Origin of the sequence: Macrococcus sp. PK, from assembly GCF_022501545.1 — a bacterium.
Taxonomy (GTDB): domain Bacteria; phylum Bacillota; class Bacilli; order Staphylococcales; family Staphylococcaceae; genus Macrococcoides; species Macrococcoides epidermidis.
The window spans coordinates 135,018-158,833 of the sequence record NZ_JAEPRF010000006.1 but is presented as its reverse complement, the minus strand read 5'-3'; the positions used below and the strand labels follow the sequence as shown (position 1 = coordinate 158,833).

The 23,816-nt window shown below is 33.5% G+C and carries 24 protein-coding genes; 22 read left to right on the top strand and 2 right to left on the bottom strand.

All coding sequences use genetic code 11. The features are described 5' to 3' along the window. The first annotated feature begins 83 nt into the window (after positions 1-83). From aroC to JJJ02_RS05485, 11 genes are all read left to right on the top strand, one after another. Entirely contained in the window at positions 84-1,241 is a 1,158-nt protein-coding gene (gene aroC / locus JJJ02_RS05535; protein ID WP_240837894.1) for a chorismate synthase, read from the top strand. Beyond that, on the top strand, positions 1,242-2,363 hold the full coding sequence (gene aroB / locus JJJ02_RS05530; RefSeq protein WP_240837892.1) for a 3-dehydroquinate synthase: 1,122 nt from the start codon (positions 1,242-1,244) through the stop codon (positions 2,361-2,363). Then, positions 2,353-3,660: a 3-phosphoshikimate 1-carboxyvinyltransferase gene (gene aroA, locus JJJ02_RS05525; RefSeq protein ID WP_240837890.1), complete on the top strand. Its 1,308-nt coding sequence runs from the start codon at positions 2,353-2,355 to the stop codon at positions 3,658-3,660. The genes aroB and aroA overlap by 11 nt, the downstream gene beginning before the upstream one ends. Then, positions 3,660-4,877 (top strand): tetratricopeptide repeat protein, encoded by a 1,218-nt coding sequence (locus tag JJJ02_RS05520; RefSeq protein ID WP_240837888.1) that lies wholly within the window; start codon positions 3,660-3,662, stop codon positions 4,875-4,877. The genes aroA and JJJ02_RS05520 overlap by 1 nt, the downstream gene beginning before the upstream one ends. Beyond that, positions 4,874-5,431: a YpiB family protein gene (locus JJJ02_RS05515; RefSeq protein ID WP_239243022.1), complete on the top strand. Its 558-nt coding sequence runs from the start codon at positions 4,874-4,876 to the stop codon at positions 5,429-5,431. The genes JJJ02_RS05520 and JJJ02_RS05515 overlap by 4 nt, the downstream gene beginning before the upstream one ends. Further along, complete coding sequence (locus tag JJJ02_RS05510; protein WP_111715018.1) at positions 5,421-5,846, top strand: DUF2487 family protein; 426 nt, start codon at positions 5,421-5,423, stop codon at positions 5,844-5,846. The genes JJJ02_RS05515 and JJJ02_RS05510 overlap by 11 nt, the downstream gene beginning before the upstream one ends. A gap of 118 nt (positions 5,847-5,964) precedes the next feature. Continuing rightward, entirely contained in the window at positions 5,965-6,468 is a 504-nt protein-coding gene (locus JJJ02_RS05505) for a QcrA and Rieske domain-containing protein (RefSeq protein ID WP_099578198.1), read from the top strand. Between the two features lie 11 nt (positions 6,469-6,479). Next, positions 6,480-7,154 (top strand): menaquinol-cytochrome c reductase cytochrome b subunit, encoded by a 675-nt coding sequence (qcrB, locus tag JJJ02_RS05500; protein WP_239243021.1) that lies wholly within the window; start codon positions 6,480-6,482, stop codon positions 7,152-7,154. Positions 7,155-7,186: 32 nt separating this feature from the next. Next, entirely contained in the window at positions 7,187-7,975 is a 789-nt protein-coding gene (locus tag JJJ02_RS05495; protein WP_239243020.1) for a menaquinol-cytochrome c reductase cytochrome b/c subunit, read from the top strand. Between the two features lie 48 nt (positions 7,976-8,023). Next, positions 8,024-8,608 (top strand): DUF1405 domain-containing protein, encoded by a 585-nt coding sequence (locus tag JJJ02_RS05490; RefSeq protein ID WP_396614720.1) that lies wholly within the window; start codon positions 8,024-8,026, stop codon positions 8,606-8,608. A gap of 54 nt (positions 8,609-8,662) precedes the next feature. After that, positions 8,663-9,358 carry a zinc metallopeptidase gene (locus JJJ02_RS05485; protein WP_111744944.1) on the top strand — a complete coding sequence of 232 codons (696 nt, stop codon included), beginning with the start codon at positions 8,663-8,665 and terminating at the stop codon, positions 9,356-9,358. A gap of 124 nt (positions 9,359-9,482) precedes the next feature. Here the strand turns inward: JJJ02_RS05485 and JJJ02_RS05480 are convergent, their stop codons facing one another. Further along, positions 9,483-10,361 (bottom strand): YitT family protein, encoded by an 879-nt coding sequence (locus JJJ02_RS05480; RefSeq protein ID WP_239243018.1) that lies wholly within the window; start codon positions 10,359-10,361, stop codon positions 9,483-9,485. A gap of 60 nt (positions 10,362-10,421) precedes the next feature. Between JJJ02_RS05480 and JJJ02_RS05475 the strand changes: the two genes are divergently transcribed. From JJJ02_RS05475 to JJJ02_RS05425, 11 genes are all read left to right on the top strand, one after another. Continuing rightward, positions 10,422-10,748 carry a nucleotide pyrophosphohydrolase gene (locus JJJ02_RS05475; protein WP_239243017.1) on the top strand — a complete coding sequence of 109 codons (327 nt, stop codon included), beginning with the start codon at positions 10,422-10,424 and terminating at the stop codon, positions 10,746-10,748. Beyond that, positions 10,745-11,113 (top strand): methylglyoxal synthase, encoded by a 369-nt coding sequence (gene mgsA, locus JJJ02_RS05470; RefSeq protein WP_239243016.1) that lies wholly within the window; start codon positions 10,745-10,747, stop codon positions 11,111-11,113. The genes JJJ02_RS05475 and mgsA overlap by 4 nt, the downstream gene beginning before the upstream one ends. 9 nt (positions 11,114-11,122) lie before the next feature. Further along, positions 11,123-12,244, top strand: a complete 1,122-nt coding sequence (gene bshA / locus JJJ02_RS05465) for an N-acetyl-alpha-D-glucosaminyl L-malate synthase BshA (RefSeq protein WP_239243015.1) — start codon at positions 11,123-11,125, stop codon at positions 12,242-12,244. 19 nt (positions 12,245-12,263) lie between these two features. Further along, positions 12,264-13,487: a CCA tRNA nucleotidyltransferase gene (locus JJJ02_RS05460; protein ID WP_239243014.1), complete on the top strand. Its 1,224-nt coding sequence runs from the start codon at positions 12,264-12,266 to the stop codon at positions 13,485-13,487. After that, entirely contained in the window at positions 13,480-14,448 is a 969-nt protein-coding gene (locus JJJ02_RS05455; protein WP_240837884.1) for a biotin--[acetyl-CoA-carboxylase] ligase, read from the top strand. The genes JJJ02_RS05460 and JJJ02_RS05455 overlap by 8 nt, the downstream gene beginning before the upstream one ends. A gap of 9 nt (positions 14,449-14,457) precedes the next feature. Next, the gene (locus JJJ02_RS05450; protein ID WP_240837882.1) at positions 14,458-17,052 is read left to right on the top strand and encodes a helicase C-terminal domain-containing protein; all 2,595 of its coding nucleotides are present in this window, start codon (positions 14,458-14,460) and stop codon (positions 17,050-17,052) included. 74 nt (positions 17,053-17,126) lie between these two features. Next, positions 17,127-18,311, top strand: a complete 1,185-nt coding sequence (locus JJJ02_RS05445) for a pyridoxal phosphate-dependent aminotransferase (protein WP_240837880.1) — start codon at positions 17,127-17,129, stop codon at positions 18,309-18,311. Positions 18,312-18,313: 2 nt separating this feature from the next. After that, positions 18,314-19,609, top strand: a complete 1,296-nt coding sequence (gene asnS / locus JJJ02_RS05440) for an asparagine--tRNA ligase (protein WP_240837878.1) — start codon at positions 18,314-18,316, stop codon at positions 19,607-19,609. Between the two features lie 87 nt (positions 19,610-19,696). After that, positions 19,697-20,374, top strand: a complete 678-nt coding sequence (locus JJJ02_RS05435; RefSeq protein ID WP_240837876.1) for a DnaD domain protein — start codon at positions 19,697-19,699, stop codon at positions 20,372-20,374. Continuing rightward, positions 20,364-21,017 carry an endonuclease III gene (gene nth / locus JJJ02_RS05430; RefSeq protein WP_240837874.1) on the top strand — a complete coding sequence of 218 codons (654 nt, stop codon included), beginning with the start codon at positions 20,364-20,366 and terminating at the stop codon, positions 21,015-21,017. Before JJJ02_RS05435 ends, nth begins: the two co-directional genes overlap by 11 nt. Then, positions 21,014-21,331, top strand: a complete 318-nt coding sequence (locus tag JJJ02_RS05425) for a YpoC family protein (RefSeq protein ID WP_239243010.1) — start codon at positions 21,014-21,016, stop codon at positions 21,329-21,331. Before nth ends, JJJ02_RS05425 begins: the two co-directional genes overlap by 4 nt. 21 nt (positions 21,332-21,352) lie before the next feature. Here JJJ02_RS05425 and JJJ02_RS05420 read toward each other — a convergent pair whose 3' ends face one another. Then, a complete protein-coding gene (locus tag JJJ02_RS05420; protein WP_240837872.1) occupies positions 21,353-23,812 on the bottom strand; it encodes a transglycosylase domain-containing protein in 2,460 nt (819 codons plus the stop codon). Positions 23,813-23,816: the final 4 nt, after the last annotated feature.

Here is a 23,816-nt window from a genome sequence, read left to right as displayed (position 1 = left end):
TTTGGATTTAAATATAATACATTGGAGAAACAAGCATATATTTGATAAGATTTAGTAATGATAAATATTAAGGAGCGATTATTTTGAGATTTTTAACAGCGGGAGAATCACATGGTCCTAAACTCACTATCATTATAGAAGGTATGCCTTCTAACATGCAGCTTTCAAGCGATAAGATCAATCAGGAATTATTTAAACGTCAAGGTGGTTATGGCCGAGGTAGACGTATGCAGATTGAAAAAGATACTGTAGAGATAACTTCTGGTGTGAGGCATGGTGTTACACTTGGCTCACCGATTACTTTAGTGATTACAAATGATGATCATAAACATTGGTTGAAAGTGATGGGTGTAGATCCAAAAGATGATACAGAACCTGTAAAACGTGTTATAACCAAACCACGTCCAGGACATGCTGATTTAGTAGGCGGCATGAAATATCGTCATCGTGATCTCCGTAATGTGTTAGAACGTTCTAGTGCACGTGAAACGGCTGCGCGTGTTGCAGTAGGTGCTGTCTGTAAAGTGTTATTGCGTCAGCTGGGTATTGATATATTTTCACGTGTCGTTGAAATTGGTGGTGCTAGAGATAATAACGATTATCCAATTCATACGATTAAAGAAAATAATGATAATAATGATGTGCGTTGTATAGATGACAATGTTGCACAACAGATGCGAGATACAATCGATCAGGCAAAATCAAATGGGGATTCTATCGGCGGTGAAGTACAGGTTATCGTAGAGAACGTTCCAGCTGGTTTAGGAAGCTATGTACATTACGATCGTAAATTAGACGGTAAAGTGGCGCAATCTGTGATAAGTATTAACGCCTTTAAAGCAGTGTCATTTGGTGCAGGCTATGATATGAAGCATTTACCTGGTAGTCAAGTGCAGGATCCCATTGGTTATGATAAGTCAGGATATTATCGCTTATCTAATCAGCTTGGAGGATTTGAAGGCGGGATGACCAATGGCATGCCAATTATCGTTAATGCTGTAATGAAGCCTATCCCTACACTATACAAACCGCTTGATTCAGTCGATATTAATACAAAGGAAGTATATAAAGCTTCTATAGAACGCAGTGATAGCTGTGCTGTGCCAGCAGCATCAATTGTATGTGAACATGCTGTTGCTTTTGAGATTGCGAAAGAAATACTAGATGAGTTTCAATCCAATGATTTAGCACAATTACAAGATAATATTGAACGTCACAAAACTTATATTAAGGAGTTCTAGATGAAACTCATTACAAATTATCAGGCGGACCATAAGGTGAAAAATTATGAGATTATTGTTTCAGAAAATGCACTGGAACAAGAATATGATCTTAGTTCTTATCACAAATGCTACGCATTAATCGATACTAATGTGTATCGTCTTCACAAATCAAAAATAGACACATTCCTGAAAAGATATGCTATTGAAAAAGTGTTGATTCCATCAGGCGAAAGTGTGAAGACAATGCATTATTTTGGTGTAATTGTTGAGTATTTGCTTGAAAAGAATATTAAACGTAATGATTGCTTGCTTGCTATCGGTGGAGGGGCTACAGGAGATTTCACAGGCTATGTTGCTGCAAGTTTATTACGCGGTATCTCGTTTATTCAGGTACCGACTACGATATTAGCTCATGATGCAGCAATTGGAGGTAAGACTGGAATTAATTCTAACAATGGTAAGAACTTAATCGGTGCATTTAAACGACCTGATATAGTGATATATGATATTTCTTTTTTGAATACTTTAAATGATGCTGAGCTTTTAAGTGGGTTTGCTGAAATCTTGAAGCACGTATTATTGAATGGGAATTACAAAGTAAATCAGATAAGTGATATCGTAAATGATGATTTATCAAGATTAATGCAGGTATTTAATAAACTGGATGATTTAAAAGAAATGAATAAAATGCAAACATGGATTACTTATGGCATTCAAACAAAACTGAATATCGTAGAGCGTGATGAGTTAGAAAGTGGCGTACGTAAATATTTAAACTTTGGACATACGTTAGGTCATGCTTTAGAATTTTCGCACAAATTGCCACATGGTATTGCTGTTATACATGGGATGATGTATGCGCTTATTTTAAGTGGTTATAAAGAAAATGTAATCGAAAAGTTTTATCATTGGCTGATTCAGCTAGGGTTTCCAGAAGTAGAAGTGAAATCATTTGAACATTATTACGCACTGCTCAGTAAAGATAAGAAAAATGAAACTGAAAGTATTAGTTTTGTTGTCATGAAACAACGACAAGGTCATTTAGAAGATGTGTTTTATTTGAAATCATTTGAATACGGCACATTGAAAAAGTCTTTTGAGCGCTGGGTTACTGTATTAAGGAGTTGTTATGGTGAATAGTAAAGGATTAACAGGCGAGATAAAAGTACCTGGCGATAAGTCGATCACACATCGTGCAATTATCTTAGGTAGTTTATCGACAGGAAAAATGAAAATTATAGACCCTTTATTAGGTGAAGATTGTTTAAGTACGATAAATATTTTCCGAAAGTTAGGCGTGGATATTCAGATTGATGAAGTAAATAAAGAAATAATAATTAACGCGCAAGGTTATCGTAATTTTGTTGAACCAACACAAGTGCTGGACACTGGTAATTCAGGCACAACGACACGTTTATTGTCAGGTGTACTTGCCGGGCTGCCATTTATGTCTGTGATGAGTGGTGATGATTCAATAGCAAAAAGACCGATGGATCGTGTCATTGATCCATTGCGTTTAATGGGTGTGGATATTACTGGTAGTCAAAATAATAGTCGTACACCGCTTGTTATCAATAGCATGAATAATGATGTTAATATTAATGGGATGACATATGATATGCAGGTTAAAAGTGCTCAAGTTAAGTCAGCAATATTATTTGCAGGTTTGTATGCAGAAAGCGATGTAAGGATAAAAGAGCAGGTGACTTCACGTAACCACACAGAACTCATGTTTCAACAGTTTGGTGTTGAAGTTGAGAAACAAGATGATTATATTCACTTACCAGCTCATTCCATAGATAAGTTAGTAACTACTGATGTACAAGTGCCTGGTGATATTTCTTCTGCTGCATTCTTTATAGTAGCCGGTTTAATCATTCCCGGAAGTCATATTGTCATCAGAAATGTAGGAACAAATATTACACGTTCTGGTATTATTGAAGTTGTACAGGCAATGGGTGGACAAATTTCTTTAAATTCTGTTTCTGACGGTGCGGAACCGATATGCGATATAGAGGTGAAATATACAGCCCAGTTAAATGCAATAGATGTTTATGGAGATATGATGCCAACACTAATTGATGAAATACCGATTATTGCATTATTGATGACACAGGCACATGGCAGAAGTGTGATACGTGATGCAGAAGAATTGAAGGTAAAGGAAACGAACAGAATAGACAAGGTAGTTGAAAGTTTGAATCAGCTCGGTTATCATTTACAAGCTACTGATGATGGTATGATAATTTATGGGCATGAAAAAGAATCGATGCTAAACACGCGATTTTCATCTTTTAATGATCATCGTATTGGTATGCTGCTTGCAATTGCGAATTTATTAGAAAATGAAGATATTGAAATTGATCATTTTGAAGCAGTTAATATATCGTATCCATCATTTATGGATGATTTAAGAACACTACAAGGAGGAAACTAATGGATATTTATCAGATCATTGATCAGATTCATCTGCAAAATTTGGACAACCTGGACGAATCAATTGACGGTGCACTATTTACTGATGATCATGACGCTTTATTTCAACTCGGGGATACATTATTGCAATATGGCCTTAATCCACAAGGATTGAAGGTGTTCGCAAGATTATTTGAGCTGTATCCTGATGAACCAGATGTTATGGCTTATTATATTGAATGTTTAATTGACGATAATCAACATGATAAGGCGATAGAGGTACTACATAATACACCACTAACTGTAGAACGTTTAATGTTAGAAGCTGATATCTATCAACAGCAGGATATGCTTGAAGTCGCGATTGAAAAAGTTAAACATGCATATTCGATGTCTAGTGAGGATCCAATCATTAGCTTCGCACTCGCTGAACTATATTATTTTGACGGGCAGTATTTACCAGCAGCGCGCAACTATGAGTATTTGATGAGTAATGGTATAGATCGCGTAAATAATGTTAATATTCAATCACGCTTAGCTGATTGTGTACTTCAATCAGGTGACTATGAAGAAGCGGTAGAACATTACGAAAAAATAGATGATAAAGATATGCTAAGTGATGATTATTTCAAGATGGCGATCAGTTATCAGAAAGCAGATCGAATAGAACGCAGTATTCAAACATTGCAAACCTTATTAGATAAAGATCCGGATTATATGCAGGCTTATTTATTACTCGTAAACTTGTTAGAAAGCGAACGTAAATACAATGATGCAATCATTGTAGGACAAAAAGGTTTATGTTTAAATGAGTTTTATAAAGAGTTGCTTGTTGATACAGGACGCATCATGATTAAGATGCATAATGAAAAGGGGGTTGAATATTTAATTCAGGCGTTAACAATAGATCCATCATATGTTGAAGCATCATTATTACTTGCTGATTACTATAGAGAAGAAGAAGCATATGAAGATCTTGTGAAATTATTTGCATATATAGACGAAGAAGATTTAGATCCAACAGTGATGTGGCATCTGGCTTTTAGTTATCAACAATTAGAAAAAGATACAGAAGCGAAACATTTTTATGCCGAAAGCTATAATGTGCTAAAAGACAATACGCAATTCTTAACGGATTATTATAACTATGCACGTGAGATTGCAGATGTAAATCTTGCCGAACAATTGTATGCGTTAATACTTCAAATCGACCCGAATTCGGATATTGATGCTAAATGAATTACAATATGATTGATGAACGTAGTGGATTCATAAAGTATTTACTCAATCAATATGAAATTCATGATAAAAATACAGTGTGGTTACTTAATTTGATAAAAGATAAACCAAATATTTTAGAACATATACAATTTAAAAAAACGACCCAACTAAAAGATCAGTTAATCATTTTTAATCATTTTAAGGTGCATTTGATCTTAAGTCATGGCATTTATACAGATAGTGATGTCATTTTTCATTATCTGCTAAATAACGATAAATTATTATATGTGAATATATTATTTAGTGATTTAAAGTATGATATTCTTTGTCAGCAGGAGCTAATGTATCAAATAGATTTTTTAGTAATGGACGAAAATGATTTGAACGTTGAATATTTTGAATTAAAGATGGATTTGTATGAGATTTTTACGAATCAAAAATTATATGAATATTTGACAGAGCAAATTCGTTTCGCCATTGAAGACACTTTGCTCACAAAAAACCAAAAACGTTTTGCAATGCTTACGCAATTAAAAATGGATTTAGAGGAGAAAAGAAAACATGTTATTTAATCATCAGGATCTAAAAACTTTGCAGGATCAACTTGAATATATCGACACTGCAATTATTCCAGTTGTACCGGTGGATTACTCAAAACATTTGATGGATATCGCTGATCATTATGAAATGATTCAATATGTAACGATGGGAGTAGAACAACAATTTAAAGGTCGTCTGTTAGTAGTACCACCTATTCAGCTCATAGATGATATTAAAATCCTTGATACTATCGAATCACAATTACAAACATTCGGATTTAAAAACCTGGTATTTGTGATACCACAAAAATTTAATCTTGAAAAAGAAAATGTACATAAAATAAATATTTTACCATTAGAAACATTAGACCATGAAATGAAACAGGAGTTCGTACAAGAGAACATCAAATCATTGATGAAATCAATTATTATTTTATGGAATAAATAATGACAATTTTATTACATAAATTGTGACATCTTATTGACCAAGCCACCTTAATAAGCTAAAATTGATATGTCCTAGTATATTTTATATAAAAGAATCGCGTTAGAGGGGGGAAAATTAAATGAGCCAACGTGTCACAAGACGCCAATTTTTAAACTATTCCTTAATGGGAGTTGGATCATTTATGGCTGCTGGTATGGTTATGCCATTGGGGCGTTTCGCATTAGATCCTGTGTTTAAATCTGGAGCTGCAGGAGATATGATTACGACTAGCCTTAAAGTTTCGGAAATCACTGAGGAACCAACGAAAGTGGATTTCAAATACGAACAAAAAGATGCATGGTATACGAGCGAAGTAACAGATTTTGCATGGGTTTATAAAGATGGGGAAAACATTATTGCAATGTCTCCAGTTTGTAAACATTTAGGTTGTACAGTAACATGGAACGGTGATAAATCAAATCCAAACCAATTCTTCTGTCCATGTCATAATGGTCGTTACGAGAAGAATGGGGCAAATGTTCCTGGTACACCACCACTTGGACCTTTAGATCAGTATGAAACTGGTGATAAAGGCGGTATGCTTACAATCGGTAAAAAACATCCAAATGAATTAGTGAAATAGGAGGGTAAAAAATGATCGATAAAATCTATGATTGGGTCGATGACAGACTTGATATTACACCAATTTGGCGCGATATCGCAGATCATGAGGTGCCTGAGCATGTTAACCCTGCTTATCACTTTTCTGCATTCGTTTATTGTTTTGGTGGTTTAACGTTTTTCATCACAGTAATTCAAGTATTATCAGGTATGTTCTTAACAATGTACTACGTACCAGATATCGTAAATGCATGGAAATCAGTTTATTATTTACAGAATGATGTTGCAGCTGGTGTTATTGTACGTGGTATGCATCACTGGGGTGCAAGTTTAGTTGTAGTCATGATGTTCTTACATACGCTTCGTGTATTCTTTACAGGTAGTTATAAACAACCTCGTGAATTAAACTGGTTAGTCGGCGTATTAATTTTCTTCGTAATGTTAGGATTATCATTTACAGGTTATCTATTACCTTGGGATATGAAAGCATTATTTGCTACAAAAGTAGGTTTACAAATTGCAGAATCTGTACCGTTTATTGGTCCATGGGTTAAAACATTATTAGCCGGTGATCCACAAATTGTCGGTGCACAAACATTAACGCGATTCTTCGCTATTCATGTATTCTTCTTGCCTGCATGTTTATTCGCGTTGTTAGCAGCTCACTTTATCATGATCAGAAAACAAGGTATTTCGGGGCCACTATAAACACGAATACACTATAAAAGGAGGTAATATAGATGCATCGCGGAAAAGGTATGAAGTTTGTTGGTGATTCTCGTATTAAATCTTATGAGAAACCAAAATTAAATCGAGATTATTCAGAATTTCCAGGTAAAACAGAAAGTTTCTGGCCTGATTTCTTATTAAAAGAATGGATGACTGGTGCAGTATTCTTAGTTGCATATCTATGTTTAACAGTTGCGCATCCATCACCATTAGAACGTGTCGCAGATCCATCAGATACAGGTTACACACCATTACCTGACTGGTATTTCTTATTCTTATATCAAATCTTAAAATATACTTACGCATCAGGTCCATTTAATACATTTGGTGCGATTGTAATGCCAGGTATCGCTTTCGGTGCTTTAATGTTAGCACCATGGTTAGACAGAGGCCCTGAGCGTAAATGGACAAAACGTCCTTTAGCTTCTGGATTTATGTTACTTGCAGTTGCTATAATCTTCTATACAACATGGGAATCTTCTCATTACCATGATTGGAAACAACAAGCAGCGCAAGGTAAGATTGTATTCACTAACTTAGATAAGAAAGATCCAACGTACGAAAAGATTATTAAATCTAACTGTACAAGTTGTCACGGTGGAGAATTAACTGGTGGTTCAGGCCCTAACTTAGTTAAATCTCAATTACCTGCAGCTGCTGTTGAAGGTTTTGTTGAAAAAGGTAGTGGTGCAATGCCATCATTTAAAGATACTTTAACAAAAGAACAAATTAAAGAAGTTGGTAAATTTATCGAAGGTTTAGAAGAAACTGACGAAAATGGTAAACCACTTAAGAAATAATAACTAAAGAATCATCCATGTGATGATTCTTTTTTTATGAGGTGCATGATGATCGACCAAATATATTACTGGATTCAGAATAAAATTTTTCTTATTTTTATTATTTTGTGTAACCTTTTAGGAACAATTTACGGATATTATTGGTATATGGGGCAATTGGAAGAAACAAAGTGGTACTTTATTCCTTTTGTACCTGACAGTCCGACAGCTACTTTATTTTTAATTATCGCACTTACTGCTATATTATTAAAAAAACATTTACCGTTGATTGAATGCCTTGCATTTATCACGCTTATTAAATATGGCATATGGGCAGTAGTGATGAATATATTTACCTTTATTGAATTAGGTCAGGTGACAGCTATCGGTTTAATGCTGTGTGTATCACATGCCATAATGGCAATACAGGCACTTTTTTTCTTTCCATTATTCAAAATAAGCTTAAAACACGTTTTACTTACTGCAATGTGGGTATTTCATAATGATGTCATAGATTATGTCTATATGCAGTATCCTGTATATAGTATGTTGAATGAATACATACAACATATTGGATATTTTTCATACTGGTTATCGATATTATGTTTTGGGCTACTACTTTACATCATGGATAAGGACATTATATTTGATTAATTTTGACCATTTTAATAAAATAAAACTAATCTAGTATAAGGAGGCAATACATTAATGAGTTATATCCTGTATTTTATTATCATTATGTTAGTACCGATGTATTTCCAATATAAAGTAAAGTCTACTTATAATAAATATAGTCGCGTACGTTCTACAAGTGGAAAATCTGGACAACAAGTAGCTGAAGAAATTTTAGCAGCAAACGGTATTACAGATGTTCGAGTTATTGAAGGTGAAGGGTTCTTATCAGATCATTATGACCCTAATAAAAAGGTTGTAGTACTTAGTCCATCTAATTTCAGACAACCAAGTGTTGCTGGAACTGCAATTGCTGCACACGAAGTTGGTCATGCAATTCAGCATGCTACAGGTTACGGAATGCTTAAAGTACGAAGTGCTTTAGTACCATTAGCAAATTTAGGGACAACATTTAGCTACATGCTTATCATGATTGGTGCAGTATTAACTGGTATGAGCCAACAAGGTGGTGGCATTGGAACAATGGCTATATGGGCTGGTGTTGTGTTAATGTCATTTGCAGTATTATTCTCAATCGTTACATTACCGGTTGAGTTTGATGCAAGTAAACGAGCGATGAACCAGATTGAAGCATTGCATATTGTTAATGAAGAAGAATACCGTCATGCTAAAACTGTTTTATCTGCAGCAGCAATGACATATGTTGCAGCGACTGCAGTAGCTGTTGCAGAGTTCTTAAGATTTTTTATGATGGCAAGAAATTCAGATTAATAATGCTGAATCATTAAGAAACTTATAATTAATATAACTAATTTATAAAACCGACCATATCTATAAATCATTCGTTGATTTAAAGATATGGTCGGTTTTAATTATATATTTTATAATTTTTATACTATCTTTCTATCGGCTTTTTAAATTCATCTAAAGTAAATCCTTCGCCTAACACGTCGTGTACATCTAGCAATGATACAAAGGCATGTGGATCTATACTGTTAATGACCTGCTTTAGACGTGTGATTTCATTTCTTGGCACGACACAATAAACAATTGGACGGTTAGTTTTAGAATAATGTCCATGTGCAGAAATTAATGTAACACCACGTTCTAATACATTACTTATTTCATCAGAGATTGCCTGATGTTGATCAGAAATAATCATTGCACCACGTGCAGAGTAACCTGAGTCCTGGATTGTATCGATGACGCGCGCTCCAACAAATACACAGACGAGTGTATACATTGTAATGCGATAATCACCTAATGTTAAATACGTTGCCAAAATAACGAGACAATCGAAAGCGAACATCGTTCTTCCCATAGGTACTTCGAAATATTTTTTCATTAGTCTGGCAAGTATATCGACGCCTCCAGTTGTACCTCCAAAACGAAAGATGATGCCGAGCCCTGCTCCGATAAAAACACCTCCGAATAAGCTGGCGAGTAGAAGATCATCTTTTAAATTTATATGTAAAGGATATTTTTCGCAAATACCTAAAAATAACGATACACTTAAAGTACCAATTAAGGTATAGATAAATGAAAGTTTACCGAGTAATTTATAACCTACAAAGAAAAGTGGAATGTTAAAGATTAAATTCAATATAGCAGGGCTGAAATGAAATAAATGATATAATATTAAAGCAATACCGGTAAAACCACCTTCAGTCAGTGCGTTTGCCATATTAAAATTTACGATACCAAAACTAAAAATAAATGCACCAATAAGAATCATGATGATATTAATAATTTTAATTTGAAAAGTTTTTTGCATTTATTAACCCCCTTTATAAAATTAATTATACATAATATTGTTAATATTTTGGAGGTAATTATGAAAACATTAATAGAAATGCAACAGGAAGTAGACGCATATATAAAGCAATTTAAACTAGGCTATTTTACTCCGATGGAAAATATGGTGAGATTAACAGAAGAAGTTGGAGAACTAGCAAGAGAAATTAATCATGTATACGGACCTAAACAAAAGAAATTAAGCGAAAAAGAAAAAGAGATTGGATTAGAATTAGCAGATAATCTTTTTGTATTAATTTGTCTTGCTAACTCGATGAATATCGATTTGACGAACAGCTTTAATCAGACGATGGATAAATTTAATAATAGAGATAAAAATCGCTTTGAAAGGGTGGATACCGAGTGAAATTTGCTATTATCGCACACGATCAGAAAAAAGATGCTTTAGTTCAATTTATTGAAAATCATATCGATGAATTTAGCAAACACGAATTATTTGCTACAGGCACTACTGGGTTACGCGTTATTGAAAGAACAGGTTTAAATGTAACACGTTTTAAATCAGGACCACTCGGTGGGGACCAGGAAATTGGTGCTTTAGTCGCTAATAAGGCTATAGATGCAATATTTTTCTTTAGAGACCCTTTAACAGCGCAACCACATGAACCGGATGTTAGTGCATTATTGCGATTGTCAGATGTATATGATGTCCCGCTTGCTACAAATGAAGGTAGTGCGTTAGCGATTATTACATATTTTGAATCATTATAGGAGGTTATTATGAAGATAGGAATAACATGTTATCCAACAATGGGAGGATCAGGTATTATTGCAACGGAACTAGGAATAAAGATGGCTGAGAGAGGTCATGAAGTCCATTTTATTACTTCTAACACGCCATTTAGAATACAGTTTCAAATGCCGAATATTACAATACATCAAGTTGATGTAAATCAATACTCAGTTTTCCAGTATCCTCCTTATGATATTACGCTAGCAACAAAAATTGCTGAAGTTATCAATGTTTATGACCTTGATGTTTTGCATATGCATTATGCAGTACCACATGCAATATGTGGGATTCTTGCGCGTCAAATTGCCAGAAAAGATGTGGGTATTGTTACGACATTACATGGTACTGATATCACTGTACTTGGATACGATTCAACATTAAAAGGTGCGATAAAATTCGGGATTGAAGAAAGCGATATTGTCACAAGTGTGAGTAATGCTTTAACAAAGGAAACTTATGATATCATCAGCCCTCAAAAAGAAATCAAAACCGTATACAACTTTATCAATGAAAAGGATTTTGAACCGATTGATAATAAAGCATTGAGAGCTTGCTACGGTATACCAGATGATTATAAAGTGATGATACACGTATCTAATTTTAGAAAAGTAAAACGCATACAGGATGTTATTAAAACGTTTAGTTTAGTAAGGGCCAAGTTGAAATCAAAGCTTATATTACTTGGAGACGGTCCAGAACTCTCAAAAATAAGAAGCTATGCTAAAAAACTTGGTATTCTTGAGGATGTCATGTTTTTAGGAAAACAGGATAAAGTGGCAAGTTATTATCAGATGTCTGATTTATTTCTATTGATGAGTGAGAAAGAAAGTTTTGGGCTAGTATTACTTGAAGCGATGCATACAGGTGTTGTTTGTATCGGAACGACTGCAGGTGGCATTCAGGAGGTAGTAAAACATAACGAAACAGGTTATATTGTTGAAGTTGGGGATACAGTCAAAGCGAGCGAATATGCTATTGAATTGTTAACGAATGATTCGTTATATGCTGAATTTCAGTCAGCGATGAAAGCAGATATTAATAAAAGATTTCATTCAACGATTATTACCGACCAGTACGAAACAATCTATCAATCTTTAGTAAAAAATTAAAAATTATAATGGAGTAGTTATGAAATTAGAGTTATCACATTTAAATTACGAAACACATTTAATGATAAACGCCGCAAGTGAGGTCATTGAAAAATTACATAAGCATAGTTACGAAGCGTATATTGTAGGCGGTGCTGTGCGCAATCTATTACTGAAAAAAGATGTAAATGATATCGATATTACTACAAACTGTCTGCCAGAAAATATTATTAAGATTTTTGAAAAGACTGTACCTGTTGGTATTGAACATGGTACAGTCATCGTATTGTGGCGAGACTTTCAGTTTGAGGTAACGACATTTCGTGTAGATGGAGATTATATAGATCATCGACGTCCCGAACAGGTACAGTTCGTATCCGATCTAAAATCTGATTTAGAACGTCGTGACTTTACAATTAATGCACTGGCATTAAGTGAGACACACGAAGTTATCGATTATTTTGAAGGTCAAAATGATTTGATCAATAAAGAAATACGTGCTGTAGGTAATGCAGCACATCGTTTCGAAGAAGATGCCTTGCGTATGATGCGTGCAATTAGATTTCAAAGTATTTTAGATTTTCATATCGAGAAAAACACAATGCTGGCACTCGATAAATTAGCTTCAACAATAGCATTAGTTTCTATTGAGCGCATAGTAGTAGAGTTGAAGAAGCTATTGATGGGTAAAGGTGTATATAAAGCATTAAATCAGTTTTATCAGACATTACATGGCTATATACCTTTCTTTAAAGAGATAAAAGGTAATACCAATGCATATCTGATTGAAACACCAGTAAATTTTACCGTTTATATTGCGTATATTATAAATTGTGAAATAAATGAAGGACATGATTTAACACAGAAAATATCAGACTTTAAAATTTCAAATCAAGAGAAGAAAAATATTAAGGATTGCGTCTTGATATTTGATTATTTTAATCAGCCTAAAATGAGTTTAAAGTCATTTGTATATCGTTATGATATTAATTTAATACAAAGTGTATATCAATTTATTAAAAATGAAGCCATTTTATTTGAGGATAATATAGATATAAATGGTATTCAAAACGCATACCAGCAATTGCCCATCCGAACACGAGGAGAATTACAAATAGATGGTAATGTATTAATGAAACATATGAATAAAAAACCTGGACCGTGGTTAAAGACGATGATAAACAAAATTGAATTAGAAGTTATAGAAGGTCGACTAAGTAATACACAAGAAAATATATTGGAGTGGGCAAACAATCATGTCTAAATATAAACAGGATATACTTGAATATTTATTGTTGCATAAAAATTATTATATTTCTGGACAAAAACTGGCAGATGAATTCAACATTTCACGAACAGCGATTTGGAAAGCAATTGAAGGATTGAAACAACAGGGATTTACGTTTGAATCAATTAAGAATAAAGGATATCGCATTACGTCAGTTCCAGATCATTGGGACAGTGATTTATTATCCTATCTATTAACGGATTCAATATTTCAAAAACAGTTTGTCTATGAAGAGGTAACTTCTACTCAAACTGTAGCACACGAATTATTAATGGAATTTGATGAACCGTTACTTATATTAAGCGAAATTCAGACAGCTGGTAGAGGTCGATTTAAACGTCCATGGGCTTCTAAACGTGATACTGGTTTGTGGATGAGTCTTGTGCTACATCCTAATATTAGTTATCAGCAAATTGCCACGTTTAATTTGTTTATTTCTATTGCGATCGCTGAAGCGATAAAAAATGTAACACAGCTTGAACCAAAAATTAAATGGCCGAATGATGTATATATCAATGATAAGAAGGTTTGTGGTTTCTTAACAGAAATCAATGGAGATTCTGATGGTGTTCATACGATCATTTGCGGCATCGGTATAAATATCAATCATACAATCGAAGATTTTGATGAAAGCATTAGAGATACTGCTACAAGTTTTAAACTTGAGTCTAAAAAAAAGACCGATCGTTATATTTTTATCAAAGCGTTAATAGATTCAATTGAACACTATTATGAAGCTTTTTTAACTTTGCCATTTAAAGAGATAAAAGAAGTTTATAAAGGCTATTCAATGATTTGGGATAGAACGTTAAGGTATACTGAAGGTAATAAACAAATTTATGGCAAAGCCATTGATTTAAAAGATGATGGTGTACTTGTTGTGATAGATAACTCTGGAGAACTCCATCATTTCATAAGTGCTGATATAGAAGTGTAGGTGTAAATTATGGCATTAAAATATGCTATTGTAGATTTAGAAACAACAGGGAATAATCTGGAAGTGGATGAAATGATTCAAATCGGTGTCTGTATTATGCAAAATAATCAGATTATCGATACATTTGATTCATTCGTACACACGCACCAGCCAATTCCACCGTTTATTCAATCATTAACAAAAATAAATAACACAATGGTCGAGAATGCTCCAACATTCCAAACAATCTCTCTTCAACTTAAGGAACGATTAGAAGGTTGTGTCTTTGTTGCCCATAATGTAGATTTTGACCTGAATTTCTTAAGAAAATATTTTAAAGAGTGTAATATTAAGTATGATCCTAAATACATTATAGACACTGTAGATGTATTTAAAATAGTATTTCCTCAAATGTCGAGATATCAACTTTCTTATTTAGCAGAACAATTACATATCAATCTTACCAATGCACATCGGGCAATAGATGATGCCATAGCAACAACTGAAATATTGAAGATTGCATTAGATAAATTAAGTAAACTACCCATTACGACATTGAAATCATTATATAATTACGCTAAACATATTCGATACAATTTTGATGAAATATTATTTGATTTGATAAGAGATTATAAGAGTCATCGGGTTGATTATGAAACAATATACGGTATAAATTTTGTTAAAAGTCAAAGACAAATTGACAGTTTAAATATTGATATGTCATTCGAAGCATTTTTTGAAAGTACGATACAGCAACTGGATTTTATATATAGAGATGAGCAATATCAATTATCATATGAAATATATAAGAGTTTAAAACATCAATCGGAAATAACAATTGAAGCAGAATTAGGAAGTGGTAAAACATTAAGTTATTTAATTGCTGCATCCTATTTCATTTCACAGACGAACCAATCAGTCCTTGTTTCTACTTCAACGATAGCGCTACAAAATCAAATGATTGATTATGATATCGCACGCTTAAAAGAAAATGGTCTTAATTTGCCTTATCAAATTATAAAAAGTAAAAATCATTATTTAACACTTGAATTTGTGGACTATCTATTAAAGGATTCAAAAATTAATCATGATATTTCCATATTAAAAATGCAGTTGATCATCTTTTTAATGAGTGGTAACGATGGTGATATCGAACAACTGAATTTAAATGGTGGTCGTAAAATTTACTTTGAATTGATGCGTAGTCTTTATATCCCAAAACAGAGCGAAACTTATTTGTTCGATCCTTATCCTGAAACTGCCCATCTTGGTATTACGAATCATGCCCATCTTTTATCTAATCGAAAATATAATGTGTTTGAAAATTATCAACACATTATTATAGATGAAGCACATCAAATACTCAATTATGCGTTGAAATACACAACTTTTGAACTGAAATATCAGGATATAAAATATTTAATATCTCAGACATTGCAGGAATTTGATAAAAGTGCTATTAGTCACAAACAAAAACTAAATGATTTGACATTTTTCCAGTACGGTAGCATCAATAATGAATTACAGCAATTAAATGAAAAGTATGAACAGTTATTTGATTACCTGCTTACACATTATTATTCAGATCGTATTATACAAGCTGAAATCAAGAAAGCAGATGAACCAGCTATTTTAATGCTTGAATTAATGCACACACTGTCAACGATTGCTTTTGCACCTAATATTACGACAATCCAACGTAAAATGATTATTAACTTAAAAGAAAACTTTGAACGATGTTATAACAATATATTGTTACATGGTGAGCTTTATATCATGTTTAATAATCACAATAAATCAGGCATTCATATTATTTTAAAAGAACAAAAAGTAAAAGAAGTGATTGAAAAATATATTTTAGATGCATTTCAATCAAAAATATTTATCTCAGGAACTATTAATTCAATCAATGAACATAACGTTTTATCAGACTTGTTTATGGAAAGTAAGAAATATATAAAATTTGATGCATCATTTGAAAAATATAAAGCACCTTTGTATATACCTACAGATATTCCACCTTTCAATTATCAACAACAGGAAGAGTATATTGAAAAGTGTCTGGAATATATATTGATGTATTTAAACAATTATGATGGTAAAGCATTAATCTTACTAAATAGCTATCAACAAGTTGAAATTTTGAGAGACTACTTATATGAAACAGCACTTGACCAAGTGATATTGACGCAAAATAGTGATGTTAATACTACGAAACTGAATCAGCAATTTAATCAATTAGAAAAAGGTGTATTGCTCGCTACGCAAACATTTTATGAAGGTATAGATTTTAAGTATGACGGTGTAAAATGCGTAATGATTGTTTCTTTACCTTTTATGCATCCGAAAGATTTAAATATTGCTCTAATGAAAGATGAAGTTGAAGATGTGTTTTTAGATTATCAGGTTCCTATCGCTGTCAATAAACTACACCAGGCTACTGGGCGTTTAATTCGGAACGAAAAAGATCGTGGTTGGATGATTTGTTTTGATAGAAGAATAGTAGATAGTCGCTATGCAACTAAATTCAGTCATATACTTTCAAACCTTAATAAGCAAGAGGGTAATATTGAGGATTTTGAGAAATTTATGTATACACTCTACAAAAGTTTTTCGGAATTCTAGCTTAAACTACTTAATAAATGACTTAATTATTGGTAAACTGTTCTTATAATGAATCCTGGGAGGAATGAGGAATCGTGGAATTATCACAACGTGTTCAAAAATTAACACCATCAACGACTTTAGCAATAACAGCTAAAGCAAATGAATTAAAAGCAAGTGGAAAACCTGTTATTGGTTTAGCAGCAGGGGAACCAGATTTTAATACACCTCAAAATATTATTGATAAAGCATTCGAAGCCGTTCAAAATGGTGCAACGAAATACACGCCATCTGGTGGAATGAAACAACTTAAAGAAGCAATTCAAAAGAAATTAAAAGATGATAATAATTTAGATTATGGATTAAATGAAATTATGGTAGCAAGTGGTGCCAAACATGCACTTTACAATTTATTTCAGGCATTACTTGATGAGGGAGATGAAGTAATTGTCCCAATTCCTTATTGGGTAAGCTATCCTGAACAAGTAATATTAGCTGGCGGTAAAATTATCTATGCTGATAGTGACGAAACAACTGAATATAAAGTTACTATTGATGCGCTAAATAAAGTGAAAACAGACAAAACAAAAGCACTTGTCATAACATCACCTAGTAATCCAAGTGGAATGGTTTACACGAAAGAAGAATTACAACAAATTGCAGACTGGGCAGTAGAAAATAATATTGTCGTAGTATCAGATGAAATTTATGAAACACTTGTATACGATGGTGAACATGTGAGTATCGCTAGCTTTAATGATGACATCAAAGCATTAACAGTTGTAATCAATGGTGTTTCAAAGAGTCATTCTATGACAGGGTGGCGTATCGGTTATGCTTGTGGAGATGCAAAGTTAATTAAAGCGATGACGGATTTATCAAGTCACTCTACAAGTAACCCGACAACACCTTCTCAATGGGCAGCCGTTGAAGCATACAATGGAGATAAAACTTTCTTAAACGAAATGAATGGTATATTCAAAAGTCGTCTAGATGAGATTTATCCTAAACTGATGGAGGTACCAGGCATTCAATGTATTAAACCAAAGGGTGCATTCTACCTATATCCTAATGTAAGTGAAACTGTGGAACTTTGTGGATATGAAAATACAGAGGACTTTGTGACTGCATTATTAGAAGAAAAATTAGTTGCGGTAGTTCCTGGATCAGGTTTTGGTTCACCAAATAATATTCGATTAAGCTATGCGACGGATTTAGATTCAATGCATGAAGCGATTAAACGCATTAAAGAATTCGTAGAAGAGAAAATGGAGAAATAAACATGACAAAAATAACGATTAATCAAGCGAGTAAATATGTAGGTAAAGAAGTAACAATCGGTTCATGGATTTTAAATAAACGATCAAGCGGTAAAATTGCATTCCTTCAGTTACGTGATGGAACTGGTTTTATGCAAGCAGTAGTCGTAAAAGAATCAGTTGGTGAAGAATTATTTAAAGTTGCAAAAGGTATTACGCAGGAGACATCTTTATATATCACTGGTGTAATTAAAGAAGATGAACGTTCAGATTTCGGTTATGAAATGGAAGTGACAGGCATAGAAGTGATTCATGAATCAGTGGACTATCCTATTACACCGAAAGCACATGGTACAGACTTCTTAATGGATCATCGTCATCTATGGTTACGTTCTAAACGTCAGCATGCGGTAATGAAAATTCGAAATGAAATTATACGTGCGACATATGAGTTCTTTAACGACAATGGATTTACAAAGATTGATCCACCGATTTTAACAGGATCTGCACCAGAAGGCACAAGCGAATTATTTGCAACGAAATATTTTGAAGAAGATGCATTCTTAAGCCAATCAGGACAACTTTATATGGAAGCGGCAGCGATGGCACACGGTAAAGTATTTTCATTCGGTCCTACATTCCGTGCAGAAAAATCTAAAACACGTCGACACTTAATCGAGTTCTGGATGATTGAACCGGAAATGGCATTTTACGAACATGAAGATAGTTTAGAAGTTCAGGAACAGTATGTTTCATATATTGTTCAGTCAGTCCTTAAGAACTGTCAATTAGACTTAAAATTATTAGGTCGTGACACTGAGAAATTAGAAAAAGTAAAAGCACCGTTTCCACGTATATCATATACTGATGCGATTCAATTCTTAAAAGAACAAGGATTTGATGATATTGAGTGGGGCGATGATTTCGGTGCACCGCATGAAACAGCAATTGCTAATCACTACGATTTACCTGTATTTATTTTAAACTATCCGACAGGAATTAAACCATTCTATATGCAGCCTAATCCTGATGAAGAAGGAACAGTTAAATGTGCAGACTTAATTGCACCAGAAGGGTACGGTGAAATTATTGGAGGTTCAGAACGTATTTGGGATCTTGAATTAATTCAATCACGTATTAAAGAACATGGTTTAGATCCGGCTGCGTATAGTTATTATACTGATTTACGTAAATACGGCAGTGTACCACACTCTGGTTTCGGATTAGGATTAGAACGAACAGTAGCATGGCTTTCAGGTGTAGAACACGTTCGTGAAACGAGTCCTTTCCCACGTTTACTGAATCGTTTATATCCATAAAATTTAAGTTAATATAGATTAATAATATTAAATCGTATAGATATAATTTTATATCTGTACGATTTTTCTATCACCAAGGGGGAAACAATGAGTATATTTAAACAAGATGTCATCATTCCTCGTATTCTTTTTGAACAATATCATCAACTTGGGATGAGTGAAACAGAACTCATCATGATCATGAAAATAATAGAATTATCAAATGAAAGTAGTTTACCTTCATTTGAGACAATTAGCAATGCGATGAGTGTTGACAAGTCGCAAGTGATGTTGATATTACAAAACTTAATCAGTAAAGATTTTATAAAAATTGATGTAAAAAAATATAATGATGTGTCATTTGAAGAACGTTACGATTTAACACCATTAGAATCGCAATTATTAAGATTACAAGAAGAACAAGAAAAAATTAACGATGTCAATGTACGACAAACGAGTTTTAAAGAAATATTTGAACGTTTTGAAGCAACATTTGCACGACCTTTAACACCTATTGAAATCGAAACGATTTCTCATTGGATAGATACAGATCAGCATTCTGCGCCACTAATTATTACAGCTTTAAACGAAGCAAGCAGTCATAATAAACTGAGTATTAAATATATCGATCGAATATTACTGAACTGGAAAAAACGTAATGTTAAGACGATTGATGAATCAAAAATAGTAAGTAATGAATATAAGCCGTCAAAAACGCTATCTAAAACAGTACCTGATATTCCTGTTTTTGATTGGGTGAACGGAGAGAATCCATATGAAAAGTAAGAAGAAAACTTTAGAAATGTTAGATGTTATTGATGAAATGTTTCCTGATGCTGAATGTGAACTTGTTCATGACAATCCATTTGAATTAACAATTGCTGTATTATTATCGGCACAATGTACAGATGTTCTTGTCAATAAAGTAACTCGAACGTTATTTCAAAAATACAAAACACCAGAAGATTATATAAATGTTCCGATTGAGGAGCTAATGGATGATATTCGCTCAATCGGTTTATATAAGAATAAAGCAAAAAATATTCAGGCATTATGTCGTATTTTAATAGATAAATATGATGGAAAAGTTCCGCAGACACATTCTGAACTTGTTGCATTACCAGGTGTTGGTCAAAAGACTGCCAATGTAGTAGTATCAGTAGCGTTTGGAATTCCTGCACTTGCTGTTGATACGCATGTAGAACGTGTATCTAAGAGACTTGGTATATGTAAATGGAAAGATAATGTAAAGCAGGTTGAAGCAACATTATGTAATAAGATTCCGAGAGAACGATGGAACAAAACGCATCATCAATTAATTTTCTTTGGCCGATATCATTGTACAGCGCGCAATCCAAAATGTCTTGAATGTCCATTGTTAAAGGATTGCAGAGAAGGTAAGAAACGTCATAAGGTGGTTGTATCATGAAAGAGAGAATGAGTGAGCTGGAAGAACAAATTGATCAGCACAGTAAAAATAGAACATTGAATAGTATTGATGCAATAAAATTACTTGATGAATATTATGAAGGATTACTGTATTTAATGAGAACATTAAATGATTTAGAACCCAATGTTGAACTTAAAGCTGATAGTATTCAAATAGGACCTTTAAATTTTATTGAACGTATAAAGTATATTGAACAGCGTAAACATCATTTTATGGGTTATCAGCAAATGAAGACAATGCTTGTTGAAATCAATAAGTTAATTGCGATAAAAAGCATAAAAAAGAAGCGATAACATCATTGTTTCGCTTCTTTTTTATTGACCTAAATTTTGTGCTGCCCGTTCATTTGCGGCTTTTAAATCAGCAGCAGCTTTATTACTTGCAGCTTTTAAGTCTGCAGCAGCTTTATCACTCGCTGCTTTCAAGTCAGCAGCAGCTTTTTGATCTGCAGATTGGCTAGATGGAACAGTTTCAGCTGTTCTTCTTTCCATTGTAGTAGGTATATTTTCTGTTACAACCTCAGTGGTGTTGTTTTTATTCTTGTCTTTTGAATTAGAAGTTTTTTTTTCAGCGTTGCTAGATGACTGGTTATTAATTTGATTCTTCGCATCCTGTTCTGCCTGTTCTGCTTCTTCTAAGGCTCTCTTAGCAGCTTCAGCAGCACGTTCATTGTTATTACGCGCTGCCTCTGTTTGCTCATCTAAAGAACCTGTAGGAAAAGTTGTCGTTGAGTCTGACTCTGTAGTAGATGAATTATCATTTTTTCCTGTTAAAACATCATTATTATCTTGTTGACCTTTTACTTTAACATCTGTACCGATTTTTTCAACTGAATCAGGCATTGCAAAATCCTGACCATCTATTGGACTGATTTCACTCATTACTTGTTTAAATAAAGATTTTGGTAATGCTTGCTCTTCAGGACCAACGAATGAATTAGCACCGCCTTCAGCAAGTTTAGTGAACCCCATCCAAACAGACATAGTATATCGTGGTGAATATCCTACAATCCAGACATCTTTTGCAGCATTGTCAGGTAAATTGTACTTTTCATACGTTTCATTGCCATACGTACCTGTACCTGTTTTAGCTGCAAGTGTAAGACCTGGAATACTACTACCATAAGCTGTGCCTAAAGGTTCAAATGATCCTTTTAACATATCCGTTACGATATATGCCGTATAGTCTTCCATCGCTTTTTCAGAAACTGTGTCAAACTTAATCGTTTCATCATCTTGTGTCACAACTTTTCGAATAGCATGCGCTTTGTTGTATGTACCACCATTACCAAAAGTAGAGAATGCACTTGCCATTTGAGTAGGAGAGAACTCAGAAGATGATCCACCTAAAGCTTCAGCAGGACCTAAGTCTTTTGATTGATATTCTAATCCAACATTTTTGGCAAATTCATAAGATGCATCATTACCAGCTTCCTTTTTTACTTCCTGGAAGATTTTTAATGCCGGTATATTTAAACTACGACGGATAGCATCACGCATTGTTACAACGCCGTGGTTTTGCGTATCATAGTTTTTAAATTTGATACCATTTATATCGTATTCTGATTCATCCTGTATTTTATGATTCGTTGCCCATTGTTCATTTTCGACAATTGGACCATAACTTAAGAATGGTTTGATTGTTGAACCAACTGGATGTACGTCTGTTGCAAGGTTTCTATCAACGACGTCTGTAAAATTACGCCCACCACTTATAGCAACAAGTGCACCAGTTTGTGTATCAACAATCGTTGATGCTGCTTGTTGATATTTGTTTTTATAGATATTCATGTTATCAACATTGTTTTGCAGTGAAATCTGTGCATTATTGTCCATGTTCGTATAAATTTTTAATCCGCTAGTTAACACATCACTTAATGATTTGCCTTGAAATTCTTTATTATTTTTTAATTCTTGTTTTATTACATTGACGTATGATGCATATTTCGGATCATTTTCTTCTATATTTTGACGTTGCGCAGCTGTTCTAGGTACTAAATTTTTTGATAAGTCTTCAGCTTGCGCCTGTTCCATTTCAGCTTTAGAGATACGTTTATGACGATTCATTAAATATAAAACAGTATCTTTACGTTTTTCTGCAGCTTCTGGATGGTCATATAAATTATACGTGTTAGGAACTTGTGGAAGTCCAGCTAAATATGCTGATTCAGCAAGTGATAGTTGATCTAAATCTTTATTAAAATAATATCTAGCTGCTGTTTTAACACCATAGATACCATCAGAATAATAAATTTTATTCATATACATCTCAAAAATTTGATTTTTATCATACTCTTGTTCTAATCGATAAGATAGGTAAGCTTCCTGTGCTTTACGTTCAATAGATTTTTGATCTGTTAAGAAAGAACGTTTAACTACTTGTTGTGTCAAAGTTGAAGCACCTTGCGAACCAAATCCACCAGTAAAGTTTTTGAATACTGCACCTGTTAATCGTTTAAAGTCTAATGCGCCATGTTCATAGAAACGATTGTCTTCAGTAGCAAGTACAGCATCGCGCATCGTATCTGGAATATCTGCAAACTTAACTTTCTCACGTTTTTGTCCCATATATAATATGGTTACTAGATTATTATCTTTATCATAAATTTTAGTCGGTAATTGATCACGTAATGCTGACTCATTAAATTTCGGAGCATTGTATGCATAATATAGAAACAGTAGCATACCAGCAACGACCATCGTTGTAAATAATGCGACAAGCACACCTACAACTTGTAAGATCGTTTTCTTTAAACTTTTTTTCTTTTTAGCCATTCTT